At 33.4% G+C, this 22068-nt stretch carries 19 protein-coding genes; 8 read left to right on the forward strand and 11 right to left on the reverse strand.

The window, feature by feature from the left end:
- Nucleotides 1–3 precede the first annotated feature (3 nt).
- Nucleotides 4–753 (reverse strand): 23S rRNA (guanosine(2251)-2'-O)-methyltransferase RlmB, encoded by a 750-nt coding sequence (gene rlmB / locus B4L98_RS04920; RefSeq protein ID WP_219034413.1) that lies wholly within the window; start codon nt 751–753, stop codon nt 4–6.
- A gap of 335 nt (nt 754–1088) precedes the next feature.
- Here rlmB and B4L98_RS04925 point away from each other — a divergent pair, with 335 nt between their 5' ends.
- The 3 genes from B4L98_RS04925 to B4L98_RS04935 all read left to right on the forward strand — a co-directional run bounded on the left by B4L98_RS04925 (nt 1089) and on the right by B4L98_RS04935 (nt 5063).
- Nucleotides 1089–1883, forward strand: coding sequence for a thymidylate synthase (locus B4L98_RS04925; protein WP_286495524.1), 795 nt, complete (start codon nt 1089–1091; stop codon nt 1881–1883).
- A gap of 89 nt (nt 1884–1972) precedes the next feature.
- Complete coding sequence (locus B4L98_RS04930; RefSeq protein ID WP_291077663.1) at nt 1973–4507, forward strand: M1 family metallopeptidase; 2535 nt, start codon at nt 1973–1975, stop codon at nt 4505–4507.
- Between the two features lie 67 nt (nt 4508–4574).
- On the forward strand, nt 4575–5063 hold the full coding sequence (locus tag B4L98_RS04935; protein WP_115001867.1) for a dihydrofolate reductase: 489 nt from the start codon (nt 4575–4577) through the stop codon (nt 5061–5063).
- Nucleotides 5064–5122: 59 nt separating this feature from the next.
- On the opposite strand, the gene B4L98_RS04940 is transcribed toward B4L98_RS04935, so the two are convergent.
- From B4L98_RS04940 to B4L98_RS04965, 6 genes are all read right to left on the reverse strand, one after another.
- Nucleotides 5123–6457, reverse strand: coding sequence for an MFS transporter (locus tag B4L98_RS04940; RefSeq protein WP_180905208.1), 1335 nt, complete (start codon nt 6455–6457; stop codon nt 5123–5125).
- A gap of 18 nt (nt 6458–6475) precedes the next feature.
- On the reverse strand, nt 6476–7108 hold the full coding sequence (locus tag B4L98_RS04945) for a bifunctional nuclease family protein (protein ID WP_038332620.1): 633 nt from the start codon (nt 7106–7108) through the stop codon (nt 6476–6478).
- Between the two features lie 108 nt (nt 7109–7216).
- Nucleotides 7217–8173, reverse strand: coding sequence for an electron transfer flavoprotein subunit alpha/FixB family protein (locus tag B4L98_RS04950; protein WP_115001872.1), 957 nt, complete (start codon nt 8171–8173; stop codon nt 7217–7219).
- Between the two features lie 26 nt (nt 8174–8199).
- Complete coding sequence (locus B4L98_RS04955; RefSeq protein WP_115001874.1) at nt 8200–8946, reverse strand: electron transfer flavoprotein subunit beta/FixA family protein; 747 nt, start codon at nt 8944–8946, stop codon at nt 8200–8202.
- Between the two features lie 68 nt (nt 8947–9014).
- Nucleotides 9015–9848, reverse strand: a complete 834-nt coding sequence (tatC, locus tag B4L98_RS04960) for a twin-arginine translocase subunit TatC (protein ID WP_115001876.1) — start codon at nt 9846–9848, stop codon at nt 9015–9017.
- Nucleotides 9849–9852: 4 nt separating this feature from the next.
- On the reverse strand, nt 9853–10818 hold the full coding sequence (locus B4L98_RS04965; protein WP_125349795.1) for a KpsF/GutQ family sugar-phosphate isomerase: 966 nt from the start codon (nt 10816–10818) through the stop codon (nt 9853–9855).
- 164 nt (nt 10819–10982) lie between these two features.
- Here B4L98_RS04965 and recQ point away from each other — a divergent pair, with 164 nt between their 5' ends.
- The 5 genes from recQ (at nt 10983) to B4L98_RS04990 (ending at nt 16826) form a co-directional block, all read left to right on the forward strand.
- A complete protein-coding gene (gene recQ, locus B4L98_RS04970; RefSeq protein ID WP_291051262.1) occupies nt 10983–13184 on the forward strand; it encodes a DNA helicase RecQ in 2202 nt (733 codons plus the stop codon).
- Nucleotides 13185–13250: 66 nt separating this feature from the next.
- Complete coding sequence (gene gpmI / locus B4L98_RS04975) at nt 13251–14786, forward strand: 2,3-bisphosphoglycerate-independent phosphoglycerate mutase (protein WP_291047204.1); 1536 nt, start codon at nt 13251–13253, stop codon at nt 14784–14786.
- 27 nt (nt 14787–14813) lie between these two features.
- Nucleotides 14814–15236: a BT0820 family HAD-type phosphatase gene (locus B4L98_RS04980; protein WP_280045217.1), complete on the forward strand. Its 423-nt coding sequence runs from the start codon at nt 14814–14816 to the stop codon at nt 15234–15236.
- Entirely contained in the window at nt 15233–16042 is an 810-nt protein-coding gene (gene map, locus B4L98_RS04985) for a type I methionyl aminopeptidase (protein WP_115001887.1), read from the forward strand. The genes B4L98_RS04980 and map overlap by 4 nt, the downstream gene beginning before the upstream one ends.
- Nucleotides 16043–16076: 34 nt before the next feature.
- The gene (locus B4L98_RS04990; RefSeq protein ID WP_257468107.1) at nt 16077–16826 is read left to right on the forward strand and encodes a class I SAM-dependent methyltransferase; all 750 of its coding nucleotides are present in this window, start codon (nt 16077–16079) and stop codon (nt 16824–16826) included.
- 72 nt (nt 16827–16898) lie between these two features.
- On the opposite strand, the gene B4L98_RS04995 is transcribed toward B4L98_RS04990, so the two are convergent.
- The 4 genes from B4L98_RS04995 to B4L98_RS05010 all read right to left on the reverse strand — a co-directional run bounded on the left by B4L98_RS04995 (nt 16899) and on the right by B4L98_RS05010 (nt 22039).
- Nucleotides 16899–17606, reverse strand: a complete 708-nt coding sequence (locus B4L98_RS04995) for a GLPGLI family protein (protein WP_219034894.1) — start codon at nt 17604–17606, stop codon at nt 16899–16901.
- 12 nt (nt 17607–17618) lie between these two features.
- A complete protein-coding gene (locus B4L98_RS05000; RefSeq protein ID WP_219034878.1) occupies nt 17619–18653 on the reverse strand; it encodes a hypothetical protein in 1035 nt (344 codons plus the stop codon).
- A 140-nt stretch (nt 18654–18793) separates the two neighbouring features.
- Nucleotides 18794–21631: a DNA polymerase I gene (polA, locus tag B4L98_RS05005; RefSeq protein WP_291077665.1), complete on the reverse strand. Its 2838-nt coding sequence runs from the start codon at nt 21629–21631 to the stop codon at nt 18794–18796.
- Nucleotides 21632–21706: 75 nt separating this feature from the next.
- Nucleotides 21707–22039, reverse strand: a complete 333-nt coding sequence (locus B4L98_RS05010) for a 2Fe-2S iron-sulfur cluster-binding protein (protein ID WP_180905218.1) — start codon at nt 22037–22039, stop codon at nt 21707–21709.
- Between the last annotated feature and the right edge of the window lie 29 nt (nt 22040–22068).

Genomic DNA, 22068 nt, shown 5'->3' on the forward strand with positions numbered 1-22068 from the left:
TTTTTAAAATAAATCTTGTAACATTCTTTGGCGAACAGCTTCGTACAAAATCGCTCCAGCCGCAACCGAAACATTCAGTGAAGCAGTTTGTCCAGCCATAGGCAATTTAATAATTTTATCCGAAATTTTAATAATAGAATCCGAAACTCCATCTTCCTCACTTCCCATCACAATAGCTGCAGGAACAGAGAAATCTGCATCATAAATAAATTCTGCTGATTTTTCAGAAGCACTAAAAATTGAGATTCCAGCCGATTGTAAATATTTAATAACATTCACTAAATTTCCTTCTTTACAAACCGGAATATTGTACAACGCTCCTGTCGAAGTTTTGATCGCATCTGCATTTACAGAAGCCGAACCTTTTGCTGGAATAATAATTGCATCAACACCAACACATTCTGCTGTACGAGCGATTGCACCAAAATTACGAACATCAGAAACACGATCTAAAATCAAGATAAAAGGTGTTTTTCCTTGTTCCCAAATTTGAGGTAATACATTTTCGATTGAATCAAATTCGATTGGCGAAATAAATGCATAGACTCCTTGGTGATTTTTTCCTGTAAAACGATTTAGTTTTTCTACAGGTACATAACTTACAGGAATTTCATATTCAGTGATTAATTTTCTCAATTCAGAAAAAATTTCACCTTGTAAACCTTTTTGAATAAAAATTTTGTCGATTGTTTTCCCTGCTTCAATCGCTTCTATTACTGGTCTTAAACCAAAAATTCCCGCTTCGTTTTTCATAAGTGCAAAGATAAAAAATTATACGTAACTATTTACCTATCCTTCTCTTCAATTGTTGTAAATAATTTGGAAAGCTCATATACAACATGCAACCAATAACAATTAGCGAAATCATTGAGATTAAATTTAGTTTGATATGAACAATTTTTGACACAAAAACAACCACCAAAACAACATTAAATAAAGTTTGGAAATAAAAATGTTGCGCAATTTTTCGTCCAAAATCTGATTTGCTATACGAAGCAAAAAACATAAAAAGCACTAAAATTGTAAAAATTAAACTAATTTTCATTCTAAAAAAAATCACTAAATTTGAAAGGTTAAATATACTCAAAATGCAACAATATCACGATTTATGTAAAAAGGTTTTAGCAGAAGGCGCTTTTAAAGAAGACAGAACGGGAACAGGAACTAAAAGTATTTTTGGTTACCAAATGCGTTTCGATTTGTCGAAAGGTTTCCCTTTGGTGACGACTAAAAAATTACATTTAAAATCGATTATCTACGAATTGTTGTGGTTTTTGAAAGGTGATACGAATATCAAATATTTAACAGATAATGGTGTAAGAATATGGAACGAATGGGCTGACGAAAATGGTGATTTAGGTCCTATTTATGGTCATCAATGGCGTTCATGGGGGAAACCAAATGGAGAAGTTGTTGACCAAATTAAAGTTGCGATTGATCAAATAAAAAATAATCCTGATTCACGTAGAATTATAGTTTCTGCTTGGAATGTTGGAGAATTAGATCAAATGGCTTTAGCTCCATGTCATGCATTTTTTCAGTTTTATGTGAATGATGGAAAATTATCGTTGCAATTGTATCAACGTAGTGCAGATATTTTCTTAGGTGTTCCATTCAATATTGCGTCATATGCGTTATTACAAATGATGGTTGCACAAGTTTGTGATTTAGAAGTCGGCGATTTTGTGCATACTTTTGGAGATGCACATATTTACAAAAATCATTTTGAACAAGTTGAACTACAATTAACACGCGAAGCTTTTCCTCTTCCAACAATGAAAATCAATCCGAATGTAAAGGATATTTTTGATTTTACATACGAAGATTTCGAATTAGAAAATTATCAAGCTCATCCTCACATCAAAGGAATTGTAGCAGTTTAATCATAAAAAAACACTTAAAGTCTCCAAATTGGAGGCTTTTTTTGTAACTTTTCGAGAAAATTATCAACCAATAGAAATAAATTTTTACGATGAAAAAACGAATCCTTTGGCTTTCATCAGCCTTTATTATATCAAGTCTTACTTATGCGCAAGTAATGACGCCACCGCCGAGTTATAACGAAAACCAAACGAACAAATTAGATATTTATCGTGCAGAAGCAGAACGAATTAATAATCTTGTTCATACCAAATTGGATCTTAAATTTGATTATGCAAAAGAGCACGTTTTAGGTGAAGCTTGGGTAACATTGAAACCACATTTCTATGCTACAAACAAAGTTACATTAGACGCAAAAGCAATGTTGATTAGCGAAGTCGCTTTGGTAAATGGTGCTACAAAAAAAAAATTAAATTATAAATACGATGATTTACAATTAGTCATCGATTTGAATAAAGAATACAAAAAAGATCAAGAATATACACTTTACATCAAGTATACAGCGCGTCCAAACGAAGTAAAACAAGAAGGAAGTGCGGCCATAAACGATGCAAAAGGTGTTTATTTTATCAATGCAAAAGGTGAACGACCAAATTATCCAACTCAAATTTGGACACAAGGCGAAACTGAATCTTCTTCTTGTTGGTTCCCGACAATTGATAAAACGAATCAAAAAACTTCACAAGAAATCACGTTAACATATCCTGATAAATATGTTTCATTATCAAATGGAACAATGAAATCTTCGAAGAAAAATTCGGACGGAACAAAAACTGATTATTGGAAATTTGATAAAAAACATGCGCCATATTTATTCTTTTTCGGGATTGGAGATTACGCAGTCATCAATGATAAATGGAAAAATATCAATGTTGATTATTACGTAGAACCAGAATATAAAGATGTTGCAAAGCAAATTTTTGGTAATACACCAGAAATGATTCAGTTCTTTTCTGATAGATTAAACTATCCTTATCCTTGGGATAAATATGCACAAATGACGGCTCGCGAATATGTTTCTGGAGCTATGGAAAATACAACAGCTTCTTTATTTCATGATGGTGTTCAGCAAAAAGCTGGTCAATTAGTCGATGAAAACACTGCTGAATATGTTATTGCGCACGAATTATTTCACCATTGGTTTGGAGATTTAGTTACGGCTGAAAGTTGGGGAAATTTAACAGTGAATGAATCGTTTGCTAATTATTCTGAATATTTATGGTTTGAATATAAATACGGAAAAGAGAAAGCGGATGAGCATCGTTACAACGAAATGTTTGGTTATAAACAAGGCGATGGACCAACGAAAAATTTGGTTCGAGTTCATTACAATTCTCGCGAAGACATGTTTGATGGTGTTTCGTACAACAAAGGTGGAATTATCTTACATATGTTGAGAAACTTCTTAGGAGATGATGCTTTCTTCAAAGGTTTGAACAAATATTTGAAAGATAATGAATACGGAAAAGCTGAATCTACTCAATTACGATTGGCTTTGGAAGAAGTTTCTGGTCGTGACTTAAATTGGTTTTTCAATCAATGGTATTACGAAAATGGTCATCCAAAATTAACAGTTGTTTCAGATTATTCTTCAGCAAATAAAAAAATAAAAGTTGTTGTTCGTCAAGATGCTTCAAAATTATTTGAATTTCCTTTTGCGATTGATATTGTCGAAAATGGAAAAACAACGCGTCAACAAGTTTGGGTTCCAAAACAAGCCGAAACTGTTTTCGAATTTGCAGCAAACCAAAAACCTGATGTCGTTATTCCAAATGCGGATCAAGTTTTATTAGCAGATATCGACGATAAAAAACCTGTTGAAGATTTTATTGCGCAATACAAAGCTGGAAAAGGAAATTACACGACACGTTTATTAGCGATTGAAGCAATGGCAAATGCGCAAGCAACTAATCCAAAAGCGGCTGATGCCTTGGTTAATGCTTTAGATGATTCATTTGATGGATTAAGAATTTATGCGATTCATAAATTGGACACAAAATCAAAAACGATTGTTGATAAAGCTTCATCAAAATTAAAACAATTGGCTTCTAATGATCCTAAAACATTGGTTCAAGCGGCTGCTTTAAGTGCTTTGAATGATGCCAATATTTATGATGTAGCAATTTTCGAGAAAGCTTCAAAAAGCCCTTCATTTAGTGTTCAAGGAGCCTCGTTAACTGGAATCTTAAAAAATAATCCTTCAAAAATTAATGATTTAACAACTAATCTTGATAATGAAGTGATTAAAGGTTCACCAGATTTAGCAATGGCATTAGTTCCGACTTGGATCAAAAATAATCAATTGGATAAAGCTGCTTTAATTTCGGAATCTGCTGCGATGTATGAATTCGTAAAATTCCAAGATCCAGAAAAAGGAAAAATTGCTGAACAAGCTTTCAATTGGATTATGAACAATGACACACCAGATGCAACGGCTGAAATTGCTAAAACATATTCGCGTTATTATCCATATTTGAAAGAACAAAATCCACAAGCAGGACAAGCTGTGAAAATGATGGCTGAAAAAGCATTGCAAGTAAAAACGAATGCTGCAAAAACAATTAAATCAGCAACTATTGCAAAACAAGTGGAGCAATTACAAGATGCTATAAATAAAATGAAATAATTCACTAAAATTATTATATTTGTTAAGCTATCCTTGCAAGAGGATAGCTTTTTTTACCTTATAACTTATGATAAACATTGTAGTAGCAAAAGCAAGCAACAACGTAATTGGTGCAAAAAATGATTTGATTTGGCATTTACCAAATGATCTGAAACATTTCAAAAGTATAACTTCTGGGCATCCTATTATTATGGGACGAAAAACGTTCGAATCATTGGGTAGACCTTTACCAAATCGTACCAATATTGTTGTGACAAGAGATCAGAATTGGAATACAGAAGGTATCGAAATTGCGTCTTCTTTACCAAAAGCAATAGAAGTTGCGAAAAAAATTGACGATGATATTTACATTATCGGTGGTGGAAATATTTACAAACAAGCGATGGAATTTACTGATATTTTGTACATCACAGAAGTTCATCACGAATTTGATGGAGACACTTATTTCCCAGAAATAGACTTGGACGAATGGGAAGAAGTAGAACGAGAAGATTTCAAAAAAGATGAAAAACATCCATATGCTTACTCGTTTGTGACGTATAAAAGAATAGATTAGAAACTTTCGTGCATAAAAAAAGCAAGAATTTTGATTCTTGCTTTTATATTTTTTACACCTTAATGTTTTACATCTTGTACTTCGTCTGGATTGTGTTTGTATTTGAACACAATTGCGAACAATACCGTAACAACTAATGCGTAGCCTGCGAAAATAAACCAAGAATGTCTCCATCCTTCTAGCTGCAATGTCAAATCAGTTTGACTATACACTAAATGATTCACGATGTATTGTGCAATTAACATTCCGATTGTTGCTCCAAAACCATTGGTCATCATCATAAAAACTCCTTGTGCAGAAGAACGAATTTCTTCGTTTGTTTCTTTGTCTACATACAACGAACCTGATACATTGAAAAAATCGAAAGCGATTCCGTAAACAATCATTGATAAGATAAACATCCAAACGCCAGATCCTGGATCTCCTAATCCAAATAATCCGAAACGTAAGACCCAACCTACCATTGCCATCAACATCACGATTTTGATTCCGAATCGTTTTAGCACGAAAGGAATTAATAAAATACACAATGTTTCAGAAACTTGAGACAACGAAATTAAAGCATTTGCATTACTTGCTCCCCACGTATTGGCATAATCTGGAATATCCTTAAACGTTGTGATAAATGGATTTGCATATCCATTTGTAATTTGCAAAGAAACGCCTAAAAGCATTGAAAAGATAAAGAAAATTGCCATTTTTCTATCTTTAAATAATGCAAAAGCTTTTAAACCAAATGCATCAGAAATAGATTGTTTTTCAGAACTTTTGTTAACTGGGCAATTAGGTAATAAGAAACTGTATAAAAACAATATAACTCCTAAAAATCCAGATACAAAGAACTGATAATAATTGGATTGAAAACTTACGAATGTTGGATCACTTGAAAAGTTAAATCCAAAAACACCATCTTTAAATCCAGAGAAATTAACAAATAACATCGCTACAATAAAACCAACTGTTCCAAACGTTCTGATTGGAGGAAAGGATTTGATTGTGTCTAAATTATTTTGTTTTAAAATTGTGTAGGCTGTTGAGTTAGAAAGGGCGATTGTTGGCATAAAGAACGCCACACTAACCGAATAAAGTGCGAAGATTGTTGTAAAATCTACATCGTTTCCAGCTGTCATTCCGTAATAACCTGCTGCAAACATAAAAATCGCAGCTAATAAATGATTCAATCCCAACAAACGTTGTACAGGAATCCATCTATCCGCTACAATACCCATTATTGCGGGCATAAAAATCGACACAATACCTTGCATCGCGTAAAAAAGACCAATTTTTGGACCTAAGCCAACTGATCCTAAGTAATTTCCCATAGAGGTTAGGTATGCTCCCCATACCGCAAACTCAAGGAAACTCATGATTGTAAGTCTAAGCTTTACAGACATAATTATTTGAAATAGTTATTAGTTTCCCATGTTATCGATTTGATCACGAAGGCGAGCTGCCAATTCATAATCTTCATTCTTCACAGCTTTTTCCATCTCAGTTTCAAGTTCAGATTTTGTCCAACCTTCATATTCGTTGATATCAGACAAATCATTTTCCAAACCAGCCAAGATATCCAAATCATCTTCGAAGTTATTTGCTGCGCGACGTATATTTTCTTCTTCTTCAATAACGTCCAAATGAATTCCAGCTTTTTCTACAACATTATCATAGGCATAGATAGGTGCATTGAAACGAACAGCCAATGCAATTGCATCAGAAGTTCTCGAATCAATCTCGGCACGTTGTCCATCATCATTCACAAAAACAATATTCGAATAAAAAACACCATCTTCTAATTTATAAATATAAATAGAATCAACATTCAATTGAAATTCTTTTCCTAATGAAATAAACAAATCGTGTGTTAATGGACGAGGTGGATTAATATCTTTCTCTAAAGCTAATGCGATTGATTGTGCCTCAAAGCTCCCAATAATAATTGGCAACTTTCTTCCTCCTACATTTTCCTCTAGAATCAACGCATATGCGCCAGTCTGAGTTTGACTGTAAGATATTCCTTTAATATTTAATCTAATTAAATTGTCCATTTGGGCGTAAATCTATGAAAAACTGATGAATATTTAATCTTTTTTTAATGAATAAAAAAAATCCGAACCACCTAAATGATTCGGATTGAATTTATAATCTTAAAATGATTAAGCTTGACCTTTATATTTTTTTAACTCTTCAGTTAATTTAGGAACAATCTCAAAAGCATCTCCTACGATTCCGTAATCAGCCGCTTTAAAGAAAGGCGCTTCTGGATCATTGTTGATGACAACAATTGTTTTAGATCCATTAACTCCAGCTAAGTGCTGAATAGCTCCTGAAATACCAACTGCGATATATAAATTTGGCGCAATTGCTTTTCCTGTTTGTCCTACGTGCTCAGCATGCGGTCTCCAACCAATATCAGCAACTGGTTTAGATGATGCTGTAGCAGCTCCTAAAACTTTTGCTAAATCTTCGATCATTCCCCAGTTTTCAGGACCTTTCATTCCACGACCTGCAGAAACAACAATATCCGCTTCTTTCAAATCGATTTTATCAGAAGAAGCCATTTCTGTTGAAACAACTTTTACTTTTGCATCTGCATCAGAAACTGATACTGAAGCTGATTCTTCTGAACCTGAAACTGCATTTTCTTTTGCTCCGAATGCGTTTTGTAGAACTGTAACTACAACTTTTCCTGAAACTGCAACAGTTTCTACTCCTTTTCCAGAGAATGCTTTACGTGCAACTGTGAATGGAGAAACTGCTGTTGGAGATTTTTCTACATTTGTTACTAAAGATGCTCCTGTTTTGTATGCTAAAACTGGTGCTATAGTCGCTCCTTCGTTTGTTGATGGTAAAACCACAACATCTCCTTGAGCAACTTCAGCCAAAGCTTTTGCGTAAGAATTTGCATCAAATTTTGCTAAAGCTGCATTATCAACTTTAACTACTTTAGATGCTCCATATTTATATAATTCGTCAGCAGTAGCATTTCCAAAAACGATTGCTGTAACAGTATCTCCAGCAACATCAGCTGTAGCTTTTGCGTAAGAAACTGCTTCTAATCCTGCTTTTTTATATTTTCCGTCGTGTGACTCTGCGTATACAAAAATTGCCATTTTTTAATTTCTTTTTAGGTGAATAATTAGATTACTTTAGCTTCTTCGTGTAATAATCTTACCAATTCTGCTACATTGTCTTTGTCGATTAATGTTACATTACCTCTTTCAGCAGGTTTTACATAACCAACAACTTCAACTTTAGTTTCTGTCGCTTCTGGTGCAACAACTGCGATTTGTTTTGTACGCGCTTGCATAATTCCACGCATATTAGGAATTCTTAATGCAGCCTCGTCAACCAATCCTTTTTGTCCTGCGATAACAGCTGGTAAAGTAACTTCTACAGTTTCTTTTCCTCCGTCAATTTCACGAACAGCTTTTGCAGAAGAACCTTCTACATCAAGACCGATACATCCGTTTACAAAACCATAATCTAACATTGCAGCAACTAATCCTGGTACAGAACCTCCATTATAATCAATTGATTCTTTTCCTGTCAATACTAAATCAAAACCACCATCTTTAGCAGCTTTTGCGATTTGTGTAGCAACAAAGAAATCATCGCGAGCATCAGCATCAATACGAATTCCATCATTCGCACCAATCGCTAAAGCTTTACGCATAACTGGATCTACAGTTGCATCTCCAACAGTTAAAATTGTAACAGTAGCTCCTTGTTTTTCTTGTAACTCTACTGCTTTATTTAAACTAAATTCGTCGTGCGGGTTAATAACGAACTGAACACCATTTTTATCAAATGATTTTCCGTCAGCTGTGAAGTTGATTTTTGCTGTAGTATCTGGTACACTACTAATACAAACTAATATCTTCATAATTTTGTGTTTACTTTTTCTTTTATGTAAAAATAACTAATTTATTTTATTATGCAAGCATAACATTGTTAATTCTTTACTAAGTCGTTACTTTTCGCTTTCAATTGTTTTTTATAAACTGAATTTGAAACCAATACACTTAGTTCGTACAATAACCAAAGAGGAATTGTAACTAAAATCATACTGTACACATCGTTTGGTGTAATTGCAGCTGCAATCACTAATACAACAATAAATGCGTGTTTACGGTATTCTTTCAAAAATTTTGGTGTTAAGATTCCAATACTCGTTAAGAAGTAAACGAAAACAGGCATCAAAAACATAACTCCCATCGATAATAATAATTGAACAAATAAATCGATATAACTTGGCAACGTCCATGTATTTCCTACACCAAAAGGATCGTAAGTGAATAAAAATTGTGTACACAATGGTAGCAACATATAGTAACTAAATAAGACTCCTGTTACAAAGAAAAACGAAACAGCGAAAATGGTAAATCCTGCATATTTTCGTTCAGCTTCTTTTAATGCTGGTTTTACAAATCGCCAAATTTCAAAAATAATATAAGGAATTGCGATAATTACACCACACACAATTACTGCAAAAAATTGTGAAGTGATCTGTCCTGATGGATTAAGATTGGTCAATTCTTTCGAAATATCAAATGATTCGGTATAAATTTTTCCGAAACCTGTTAATTCACCAAATTGATTAAAAATATCAAACGTTGGAAAAGTTGATTTTAATGGAGCCATAATCACATGTTCCACCAATTCGTCCCAATAAATAGCGACTGCAATAGATGTAATCACAATTGATAAAATAGAACGAACCAAATGTCCTCTCAACTCACCAATATGAGCCAAAAATGACATACTCGATTTTGTATTATCTGCCATACGCTTATTCGATTCCTTCGTTTAAAATTGAGTGAATATCCAAAATTCCATAATAATGATTTTCTTCATCAACCACCACCAATTGTCCAATACTGTTGTGACGAAGAATCGCTAAAGCTTCTCTTGCTTTTTCAGCTTTTTTGATTGTTTTCGGATTCATTGAAGCAATATCTTTCGCAGTTAAATGTGCAAAAGTTTCATTATTTAATAACATTCGGCGCAAATCTCCATCTGTTATCACACCAACAATTTTATCATTATCAATCACAACTGTAATTCCATGACGACCTGATGTTAATGAATTAATGACTTCTGTAATCGAAGAATCTGGATGCACAGAAGGTTTTCTTTCTGGATCAACAATATTTTCTACTGTCCACAATAATCGTTTTCCTAAAGCTCCACCTGGATGATATTTTGCAAAATCGTTTTGTGTAAACGCTCTCAATTTCATCAAAGCTACCGCCAATGCATCACCCATTACCAATTGAGCCGTTGTAGAAGTTGTTGGTGCCAAATTTACGGGACAAGCTTCTTTATCAATATTAACATCCAAAACAATGTCTGAATTTTTTGCTAATTCTGATTTCAAATTTGATGTTAAACCAATCAAAACTGATGCATATTGTTTAAGAATCGGAGCCAAATATGTAATCTCTGGCGTATTTCCACTTTTCGAAATACAAATCACCACATCTTCTGGTCGTACAAGACCCAAATCGCCATGAATAGCTTCCGTCGCATGTAAAAATTGACTTGGAGTTCCGGTAGAATTTAAGGTTGCTACAATTTTATTTGCAATGTGTGCACTCTTTCCTACTCCAACAACTACCAACTTTCCTTTCGTGTTATATATCGCATTTACCGCATCAACAAAAGACTCGCTAATACGAGAAGCTATTGCTTCCAGCGCTTGAATTTCTTCTCGAAATACCCCTTGCGCTATTTGTATTAATTCTGAATTTTCCACAATAAAATTTCTATTGTCTATTTTTAAAATTTTTCGTACTTTTACTCTCCTTTTTTATTTACACTCAATTATATATAAATCATATAAAATTTATGTGTATATTTAAGAGTTATCAAATATAGGAACTATTTAATTTATAATATTAATTTTAGTCTTTTGTGTAGATGGAAGCCACTTCGAAAAACTTAACATCTTACCTAAAAAAATATTTTGGTTTCGACCAATTTAAAGGACAGCAGCACGAAATCATTACAAGCTTACTAAATAAAGAAGATGTATTTGTTTTGATGCCAACTGGAGGAGGTAAGTCTTTATGTTATCAATTACCGGCATTAATGTCAGATGGAGTCGCGATTATTGTGTCCCCTTTAATCGCGCTGATGAAGAATCAAGTAGACGCTATACGTGGAATTTCTGAAAATGATGGAATTGCCCACGTATTAAACTCATCTTTAAACAAGTCAGAAACGAAAACAGTTATGACAGATATTAAAGATGGAGTAACTAAAATGTTGTACGTTGCACCCGAATCTTTGACAAAAGAAGAATACATCGATTTCTTTAAATCGGTAAAAATTTCTTTTTTTGCTATTGATGAAGCGCACTGTATTTCTGAATGGGGACACGATTTTCGACCAGAATATCGTAATCTAAAAGCGATTATCAACAAAATTGGTGATGCGCCAATTATTGCTTTAACTGCAACAGCAACACCAAAAGTACAAGAAGATATTCAGAAAACTTTGGGAATGCAAAGCGCTAAAGTTTTTAAAGATTCTTTTAATCGTACGAATTTATTTTACGAAATCCGCCCAAAGGTTGATCAAGACAAACAAATCATCAAATTTATCAAACAAAACGATGGTAAATCTGGTGTCATTTATTGCTTGAGTCGTAAAAAAGTTGAAGAAATTACGCAACTTTTACAAGTAAACGGAATCAATGCCATTCCTTACCATGCAGGTTTAGACGCCAAAACACGTAGCAAACATCAAGATATGTTTTTGATGGAAGATGCAAGTGTCGTTGTCGCTACAATTGCTTTCGGAATGGGAATTGACAAGCCAGATGTACGTTTTGTGATGCATTACGATATGCCAAAATCGTTAGAAAGTTATTACCAAGAAACTGGTCGTGCAGGTCGCGATGGTGGTGAAGGTGTTTGTATTGCTTTCTATGATTATAAAGATATCGAAAAGTTAGAAAAATTCTTAGCAAGTAAACCTGTTGCAGAACGCGAAGTTGGAATGCAATTACTTTCTGAGGTTGTAGCATATGCCGAAACTTCGATGTCGCGTCGTAAATTTTTGTTACATTATTTTGGAGAAGAATTCGACGACAAAAACGGCGAAGGGGCAAATATGGACGACAATATGCGCAATCCTAAAAAAATGATTGAAGCAAAAGATGATGCAGTAATTGCATTAGATGTTGTTCAGAAAACAAATCAAAAATTAAAATTAAATGATGTTGTAAATGTTATAGTTGGTAAAGAAACTTCTATTACAAAATCATATAATTTGAGCTCTGAAGATTTCTTCGGAATTGGAAAAGCAAAAGAAGATTATTATTGGAAATCTATTTTACGTCAATTAATTGTACGTAATTTATTAGAGAAAGAAATCGAATCATATGGTATTTTAAAAATTACCAAATCTGGAAAAGATTTCATTAGTAAGCCAACTTCTTTTGAAATTGCCGAAGATATTGATTTCAAAAAATTATTATCAGAAGGTAGCTTTGAAAAAGAAGAAACATCTTCTGCACCTATTGCTTTTGATGATGTTTTATTGAAACAATTGAAAGATTTACGTAAAAAAATCTCTAAAAAACATCAAATTCCACCTTTTGCAGTTTTCCAAGATTCGAGTTTAGATGATATGACAATGCAATATCCAACAACAGTTAAGGAGTTAACAAATGTGTTTGGTGTTGGAGAAGGGAAAGCTCAGAAATTCGGAAAAGAATTTGTAGATTTTATTGCGCAATATGTTAAAGACAACGACGTTATTCGACCTGAAGATATGGTGATTAAACAAGTTGCTGACAAATCGAGTCACAAAGTTTATATCATTCAATCGACAGACAGAAAGTTAAATCTTGAAGATGTTGCGGAAGCAAAAAATATGACGATGAGCGATTTACTTTCAGAAATGGAAAGTATCGTTTATCAAGGAACAAAATTAAATATCAATTATTATATTGACGAAGTTTTGGACGAAGATCAACAAGAGGAAATTTATGAATTCTTGATGGACGCAGATTCTGACTCAATGTCATCATTATTAGATGAATTTGGTGACGATTATGATGAAGAAGAATTACGTTTAATGCGTATCAAATTCATCAGTGAAGTCGCAAATTAAACCATACAAAAAATAAACTTTCAGCCCAAGGAATGCTTATCTTTGGGCTTAATTATTACAAGAAAAATGAACAATAAAGCAATATTAATGATTTTGGACGGATGGGGAATTGGACCAAACCCTGCTGTTTCTGCAATCGCGCAAGCAAATACACCTTTTGTAGATAGCTGTTTCGAGAAATTTCCACATTCTACGTTGGATACGTTTGGTTTAGCCGTTGGTTTACCAGAAGGACAAATGGGGAATTCGGAAGTTGGACATATGAATTTGGGTGCTGGACGCGTAGTTTTCCAAAACTTAGTTCGAATCAATATGGCGGTTGAAAACGGAACGTTACAAAACGAACCTATCTTAAAAGATGCTTTTCAATATGCTTTAGAGTATAACAAAAAAGTACATTTCATTGGTTTAGTTTCTGATGGTGGTGTACACTCACATATCAATCATTTGAAAGGTTTGTTAGATGCAGCAAATCAATCAGGTTTACAACAAAATGTTTTTGTACATGCTTTCACAGATGGTCGTGACACCGATCCAAAATCTGGCGAAGGATTTATCACAGAATTGATGAATCACATGACAAAATCAACAGGAGAAATCGCTTCGATTACTGGTCGTTATTATGCAATGGATCGTGATAAACGTTGGGAACGTGTGAAATTAGCATTCGATGCAATGGTAAATACAGTTGGTAAAACAACAACAAATCCATTAGAAGCAATTCGTGCATCTTATAATGAAGGCGTAACAGATGAATTCATCAAACCGATTATTGTAACGGATGGAAATGGTCAACCAAAAGCTAAAATCGAGAATGATGATGTAGTGATTTGTTTCAATTTTAGAACTGATCGTGGACGTGAAATCACAGAAGTTTTAACGCAACATGATTTTCCAGAATTTGGAATGCATAAATTAAATCTAAAATATATCACTCTTACAGAATATGATGCTACATATACTGGAGTTGCGGTAATTTTTGATGAGAAAAATATTGTAAATACGTTAGGAGAAGTTATTTCTAATGCTGGTCGTAAGCAAATTCGTATTGCTGAAACTGAAAAATATCCACACGTAACATTTTTCTTCAATGGTGGTCGCGAAGAACCTTTCGTTGGTGAATCTCGTGTTTTATGTGCTTCGCCAAGAGATGTTGCTACTTACGATTTGAAACCAGAAATGGCTGCATATGATATTACAAATGCAATTGTACCAGAAATCGAAAAAGAATCAGCGGATTTCATTTGTCTTAACTTCGCTAATACAGATATGGTTGGACATACAGGTGTTATGTCTGCGGCAATAAAAGCTGCTGAAGTAGTAGATTCTTGTGCGGAGAAAATTGTAAATGCAGCTTTAGAACATGGTTACAATGTGGTGATTTTGGCTGATCACGGAAATTCAGATTTTATGATGAACGAAGATGGATCACCGAATACGCAACATACAACGAATCCTGTTCCATTTATTTTGGCTCAGAAAAATATCGAATGGAATGTTGAGCATGGTAAACTTGGAGATATTGCACCAACTATCTTAACTTTGATGGGAATTGAAATTCCAACTGAAATGACTGGAAACATTATTGTTCAAAAAAAATAACCTAAATAACTTTAAATACTTACAAACATGATTAATAAAATTATTGCTGTTGACTTTGATGGAACTGTGGTAGATGATAAATATCCAGAAATTGGAAAAGCTAAAATCTTCGCTTTCGAAACATTGAAACAATTACAAAACGACGGATATCGCCTTACTTTATGGACTTATCGTAGTGGTAAATATTTAGACGAAGCTGTTGAGTTTTGCAAACAAAATGGTATAGAGTTTTATGCCATCAACAATAGTTTTGACGGAGAGGATTTTGATAAAAATACGCAAAGTCGAAAAATAAATGCCGATATCTTTATCGACGATAGAAATTTAGGAGGTTTCCCAGGTTGGAGTGACGTTTATCAAATCATTACAAAAAAGATTGAATTAAGTGTTCACGCAAACGGGCAAAAAGCTCCTGAGAAGAAAAAGAAAAGAGGATTTTTCGGATTATGATACATTTAAAAAGTAAAGAAGAATTAGAACTAATGTACCTAAGCGCTCAATTGGTTTCAAAAACCTTGGGTATGTTAGCCAAAGAAGTAGTGCCTGGTGTTACAACCAATCATTTAGATAAATTAGGAGGCGAATTTATTCGCGACAATGGTGGATATCCTGCATTTTTAGGAATGTACGATTTCCCTAAAAACCTTTGTATTTCTCCAAATCAACAAGTTGTTCATGGAATTCCAAACGATGAACCACTTAACGAAGGAGATATTGTTTCGGTAGATTGTGGTGTTTATATGAATGATTTTTACGGAGATCACGCTTATACATTTGCAGTTGGTGAAGTAGATGCTGAAACTGAAAAATTATTACGCATTACAAAAGAATCTATGTTCAAAGGAATAGAACAAATGAAAAAAGGTAATCGCGTAGGTGATATTGGTTTTGCAATTCAACAATATTGTGAAAAAGAAGGTTACGGAATCGTTCGTGAATTAGTTGGACACGGATTAGGTCGTAAAATGCACGAAGAACCACAAGTTCCGAATTATGGACGTCGTGGATCTGGTAAAAAAATTGAAGAAGGAATGGTGTTAGCCATCGAACCAATGGTAAATATGGGAACTGAAAAAGTCTTCTTTCATCCAGATGGTTGGACGGTTACAACGCGCGATGATAAATATTCGGCTCACTTCGAACACGATGTTTGTGTAGTGGATGGCGAACCAAAATTATTGTCAACTTATCAGTTTATTTACGATGCTTTAGGAATCGTATCTGACGAAGAAAAACCATTTTTATTCAAACCTTAAGAAAACTTTTGTGAAAAAGCTTTTAAAAAAAATCATGAATATTCTACCTCGTCCTTTATTAATACAAGGTAGTTATATTATTCGTCCTGTTTTAGTTTGGTTTATGAAAGGAAATCGCTTCGTAGACCCAATTGATGGACAAGGTTATTATAGTTTGTTGCCTTATGGTTACGAAAAACAGCGTGATAATGTACTTTCACCCGGAACTTTTTCATTAGAAAGACATCGCTTGATGTGGTTGTACCTAAAAAATGAAACGTCTTTCTTTACTGAAAAAGCTAAAGTTTTGCACATTGCTCCAGAGCAATCTTTTATCAAGCGTTTTCGTGCGATGAAGAATTTAGAATACATCACAAGTGATATAGAATCGCCTTTGGCAGATGTAAAAGCAGATATCTGCGATTTACCTTTTGGTGATGATACATTTGATATCATTTTTTGTAATCACGTTTTGGAACATATTCCTGACGATCACAAAGCGATGAGCGAATTATTTCGTGTCATGAAACCAGGAGGTTGGGGAATTCTGCAAGTTCCAATTTCGTATCAACGTGATGTAACGTACGAAGATCCAACGGTTACAACAAAAGAAGAACGTAAAGAAAAATTTGGACAATATGATCACGTTCGTGTTTATGGTTTAGATTATTACAAACGTTTGGAAGATGTAGGATTTATTGTAGAAAAAGCAGATTACACCAAACAAATTCCTTCGGAAGATGTACTAAAATATTGTTTAGAAAAAGGTGAAATTTTACCAGTTGTTCGCAAACCAGCGGTATAATTCATTTAAAAATAGTCAAAATAAAAGCGNNCGCTTTTATTTTGACTATTTTTCAACTCCTTCATTCGATGTTTACGATGCATTCATATCGTTTTGCATTTCTCTTAACGTCATTACTTTTCCTCTTGTAGGTAAATTAATTTTAAGATTTTCTTTCAAAATTTCAAGTTGATTAATCTTAAAAATCACTGTAAAATAAGGCGAAATAATTTCTGCTTGTAAAATCAACCCCGGTAAATTCGAAAAATAATAAGGTCCATCTTTATATCTTATTTCAGGCGAATACCAAGCCGTAAATTCATTTCCATCTCGATCTTGATCAATCGCTTTTACGACATTATAACCATTAATCACAGCTTTTTCTTTCGTTAATTTCCAATTAAAATTAGGTATATTTTCTTTAACCAAATACGTTTTTACATTAATATCAAACTGTTTATAATATTCATTTTTAGAAAAATCTTTATACAAAGGATTTTGTTCCGATTTCAAAATCTCTTGTACAACCATATCCGCTTCATGTTGTGCGTTATTCACTTTTGTATCTGCTCGAAAAACAGATAAATTTTTATTACTTTCTAATATAAAATCGACAAAAACTCCTCTATCTATAGCCATTTTGAAAGCTGGTTGCAAATTCTTTGAAAACATATCCTTCGATTGTTCATAATCAAAAATAAATTCGGCTTTGTAAGTTGCTCGTATGCTTTCTTTTTGCGTTTGTGCTGACAGATTAATTCCTAAAAACGAGGTAATTGCGACAATTATATTTTTATTTATTGGGTTTTTATTTTATTTAAAACTTTTTCTAATATCCATCTTTTCGTTCACCGATTTGTTGAACTCTGAAAAAGATTGCGTGTTATAATCATTTACGATTATACTAAAATTCATATCTAAATCTGTTTTTTCATCATCTTTTTCATAAGTAGTGTTCCAAATTGCAGACGTTTCTTTCAACACCCAATTCCCGTTATGAGGACGATATTTATAAACAACTTTTGCTTCTCTTAAAAATTCATTTTCTGAATATTTAGTTTCCGGAATAGTCGTTTCCCAATAAAACTCAACAACAGCAAATGTATCTTTATCAATTGTCAGAAATACATCTCTTGATTTTGTTTTTATTGTAACTTCATAAACAAAACTATCTCCATATTTTGTTAATGATAAATTAGATTCTTCATATTTCTTTTCCTTTAATAAGTATACAAATTGCTTAATATATTTTTCTTTCAAATAAATACTCTCCAAATAATAAATCAAACGAATATTTGAATTTGGTTCTCGTCCACTTTTTATTTCGTTGTTTACAATTCCTTTTGATTTAATTTTCAAATCTCCTCGTTTAAATTTAAACTGTAAATCTGCATCAATAAAATCCCGTTCATTATTATTAAATAACAAATCTTGTTGAAAATTAACTAAGAAATAATATTGTTCAATATTAAAGTTTTTATCATAATTATCATAAACTTTCTGTAGAACATCTTCGGCTTTCAAGTTTGTTACAAAAGCTTCTTTTAACTCGATTTCGGATACTCTTTCGAGTTTGATTATCATTTCAGATTTTAATTCCGATACGTTGATTATTGCATCTTGATAATCTTTTTTCGAAACGATTAACTCATCTGTTTGCGAAACATTGTTTAAATCAACCACAACTTTTCCTTTCATGTCTGATACAAAATTCTTAGTCGAATTTTTGAAATATACATCTGCATCATAAAGTGGTAAATTATCCGAAAGGTCTAATATTTTTAGATTTATAATTTGAGCATTTAAACAAATCGTAAACAATGTAAATAAGTAAAATAGTTTTTTCATATAATTTAAAATCAATAATGAATTAAAGATATATTTTAATCTCGTTAAGAATTTGTTAATCAGAATATTTTGTAGATATTTTAACAAAAAAAAACGCTACTAAAAAGTAACGCTTTGTAATTATTGTAAATAATATTTTTCTAATGAGCTTCTAACCAATTCGCTCCTACTCCGACTTCTGCAATCAACGGAACATCCATTTGCATTGCAGCTTCCATAGTCGATTTGATTAATTCAGAAACTTTTTCAAACTCATCTTTGGGTGCATCAAAAATTAACTCATCATGCACTTGTAAAATCATTTTGGTTTTATAATTTTTCTTCAATTCTTTCTGAATTTGAATCATTGCCATTTTCACGATATCCGCCGCAGTACCCTGTATTGGCGCATTTACAGCATTTCGCTCAGCATGCGAACGCACCACAGCATTTCTCGAATTGATATCTTTCAAATAACGGCGACGTCCCATCAACGTTTCTACAAAACCTTGGTCACGAGCTACCTCAACTTGTTTTTCGATATACGCTTTCAACGTTGGATAAGTTTCATAATACGCATCAATCAATGCTTTGGCTTCTTTACGAGAAATATTTGCTTGATCTGCTAAACCAAAAGCCGAAACACCATAAATAATTCCGAAGTTTACCGTTTTCGCTTGACTACGTTGTTCACGCGTCACCTCATCTAAATCTACATTGAAAACTTTTGCGGCAGTAGAAGCGTGAATATCTTCTCCATGTTTGAAAGCTTCTACCATTGCAGGATCTTGTGACATTTGTGCAATCAAACGCAATTCAATTTGCGAATAATCGGCAGAAATAATCACATGATTTTCATCTCGCGCAACAAAGGCTTTACGAATTTGCTGACCTTCTTCTGAACGAATCGGAATGTTTTGTAAATTCGGATTTACAGAAGACAAACGTCCCGTTGCAGCAACCGTTTGCGCATACGTTGTATGCACACGACCCGTTTTTGGATTCACCAATTCTGGCAGCGCATCAATATAAGTTGATTTTAATTTTTGTAATTGACGATACTCTAAAATATCCTTAATAATTGGATGTTTATCTTTCAGTTTCGATAAGATCTCTTCTCCAGTTGCATATTGTCCAGTTTTGGTTTTCTTTGCTTTTGGATCTAATTTTAACTTATCAAACAAGATTTCTCCCAATTGTTTTGGCGAATTAAGATTAAACTCTTCTCCAGCATCTTGGTGAATTTTTGTTTCTAATTCTCTTAATTTCGCTTCGTGTTTTACCGAAAGTTCTTTCAAGAACGGAACATCCAAATTAACACCTTCCAATTCCATATCAGCCAAAACTTGCATCAATGGCATTTCAAGATCAGTGAATAATTTGTGTGTATTTGATTTGATTAATTCTGGTTCGAAAAGATTTTTCAACTGATTTGTAATATCAGAATCTTCTACTCCATATTCGGTTTGCTCCATCAACGGAACATCACGGAAATTCTTTTGATTCTTTCCTTTTTTTCCAATCAAACTTTCGATTGAAACTGGTTGATAACTCAAATATGTTTCTGACAACACTTCCATATTGTGACGCATATCTGGATTAATCAAATAATGCGCAATCATCGTATCAAAATTTTGACCTAAAACAACAATGTCATATTTGTTTAAAACTTTAATATCATATTTTAGATTTTGACCAATTTTCGAAATTGATTCATCTTCAAAAAATGGTTTAAATTCGTTGATAATTGCTTTTGTTTCTTCAAAATCTGTTGAAAAAGGAAGATAATAACCTTTTCCTTTTTCCCAAGAAAATGAAATTCCAACCAATTCTGCTTCTAACGCATCCAAAGACGTTGTTTCTGTATCGAAAGTCACTTCTTTTTGTTTCAGAATATTTTTCAACAAAATCTCACGACCTTTTTTTGTATCGATCAATTGATACAAATGATTGGTTGTTGAAATATCTGTAAAAGCTGAATTTTGTGGAACGATTTCTTCATCAGACGTAAAATCGAACAATGATTGTTGAGCCATTTGCGTTTGATTCGAAGAAATCTGACTTGCCGCAGAAATTTCTTCTTGCGCTTCTTTGATAATTCCAGAAGCATCCAAACCATAAATTCTGTAAACCGTTTCTAACATTCTACGGAACTCTAACTCCGTGAAAAGTTCAGTTACTTTTTCAATATCCGGTGGACAAACCGTCAAATCTTCTTCATCAAATTCAACTGGCGCATCTGTAATAATTGTGGCTAATTTTTTCGAAAGAATTCCAAGCTCTTTATTCTCTTCAATCTTTTCTTTGGCTTTACCTTTCAGCTTATCTGTATTCGCTAAAAGTCCTTCCATCGAACCAAATTCTTTTAAATATTTACTCGCCGTTTTCGCTCCAACACCTGGTAAACCTGGAATATTGTCGACAGCGTCACCCATCATTCCAAGATAATCTATCACCTGAATTGGATCATCGATTTCAAATTTTTCTTTGACTTCTTCAATTCCCCAAATCTCAACACCTTTTCCGTTTGCAGCAGGACGATACATCTTTATTTTGTCCGTTACCAATTGCGCAAAATCCTTATCAGGCGTTACCATATAGGTTGTATAACCAGCTTTTTCAGCTTTTTGAGCCAAAGTTCCAATCACATCATCTGCTTCATAACCTTCGGCAAAAAGCACTGGAATTTTTAACGCACGTAAAATATCTTGAATATACGGAACACCTTGACGAATCGCTTCTGGCGTTTCATCACGATTTGCTTTATATTCAGGAAAATCTACCGTACGAACTGTTGCTTGACCAACATCAAAAACAACTGCTAAATGCGTTGGTTGTTCACGGCGAATAACATCCAACAAGGAATTTGTAAATCCCATAATTGCCGATGTATTGAATCCTTTTGAGTTGATTCGTGGGTTTTTGATAAATGCATAATATCCTCTAAAAATTAAGGCATACGCATCTAACAAAAAAAGTCTTTTATCTAATTGATTCATATGATTTTCGTTATGCGAAAAGCGATGAGCGTAAAGCGAAAATTCTCACAAATCGCTAACCGCAATACGTTTATTTTAATATTCTGGCGCTAATTCAACAACCAATCCATCCATTTCATCCGAAAGATGTAACTGACAACCTAAACGAGAATTATCTTTCACATTAAAAGCCTCTGCTAACATTGCATCTTCATCAGGCGTCATTTCTGGTAATTGAATTTCTGGTGTCAATACATAACATTGACAAGAGGCACACATCGCCATTCCACCACAAATACCAATGGTTCCTTCTGGTGCTAATTCGTATGCACGCACAAGCTCCATGATATTCATATTCATGTCAGTAGGTGCATCAACTTCGTGCGAAACACCTTCTCTATCTATAATTGTAATTTTAATATCTGCCATAACACTTTTTCAAGTTACACAAAAATACG

The organism is Empedobacter sp. UBA5528, assembly GCF_002426075.1.
GTDB lineage: Bacteria > Bacteroidota > Bacteroidia > Flavobacteriales > Weeksellaceae > Empedobacter > Empedobacter falsenii_B.

Coding starts and splice junctions, on each gene's coding strand:
- rlmB (WP_219034413.1), bottom strand. CDS start 753: ATGAAAAACGAAGCGGGAATTTTTGGTTTAAGACCAGTAATAGAAGCG.
- B4L98_RS04955 (WP_115001874.1), bottom strand. CDS start 8,946: ATGAAGATATTAGTTTGTATTAGTAGTGTACCAGATACTACAGCAAAA.
- gpmI (WP_291047204.1), top strand. CDS start 13,251: ATGAACAATAAAGCAATATTAATGATTTTGGACGGATGGGGAATTGGA.
- map (WP_115001887.1), top strand. CDS start 15,233: ATGATACATTTAAAAAGTAAAGAAGAATTAGAACTAATGTACCTAAGC.
- B4L98_RS04950 (WP_115001872.1), bottom strand. CDS start 8,173: ATGGCAATTTTTGTATACGCAGAGTCACACGACGGAAAATATAAAAAA.
- recQ (WP_291051262.1), top strand. CDS start 10,983: ATGGAAGCCACTTCGAAAAACTTAACATCTTACCTAAAAAAATATTTT.
- B4L98_RS04945 (WP_038332620.1), bottom strand. CDS start 7,108: ATGGACAATTTAATTAGATTAAATATTAAAGGAATATCTTACAGTCAA.
- polA (WP_291077665.1), bottom strand. CDS start 21,631: ATGAATCAATTAGATAAAAGACTTTTTTTGTTAGATGCGTATGCCTTA.
- B4L98_RS05010 (WP_180905218.1), bottom strand. CDS start 22,039: ATGGCAGATATTAAAATTACAATTATAGATAGAGAAGGTGTTTCGCAC.
- B4L98_RS04925 (WP_286495524.1), top strand. CDS start 1,089: ATGCAACAATATCACGATTTATGTAAAAAGGTTTTAGCAGAAGGCGCT.
- B4L98_RS04990 (WP_257468107.1), top strand. CDS start 16,077: ATGAATATTCTACCTCGTCCTTTATTAATACAAGGTAGTTATATTATT.
- B4L98_RS04940 (WP_180905208.1), bottom strand. CDS start 6,457: ATGTCTGTAAAGCTTAGACTTACAATCATGAGTTTCCTTGAGTTTGCG.
- B4L98_RS04935 (WP_115001867.1), top strand. CDS start 4,575: ATGATAAACATTGTAGTAGCAAAAGCAAGCAACAACGTAATTGGTGCA.
- B4L98_RS04930 (WP_291077663.1), top strand. CDS start 1,973: ATGAAAAAACGAATCCTTTGGCTTTCATCAGCCTTTATTATATCAAGT.
- B4L98_RS05000 (WP_219034878.1), bottom strand. CDS start 18,653: ATGAAAAAACTATTTTACTTATTTACATTGTTTACGATTTGTTTAAAT.
- tatC (WP_115001876.1), bottom strand. CDS start 9,848: ATGGCAGATAATACAAAATCGAGTATGTCATTTTTGGCTCATATTGGT.
- B4L98_RS04980 (WP_280045217.1), top strand. CDS start 14,814: ATGATTAATAAAATTATTGCTGTTGACTTTGATGGAACTGTGGTAGAT.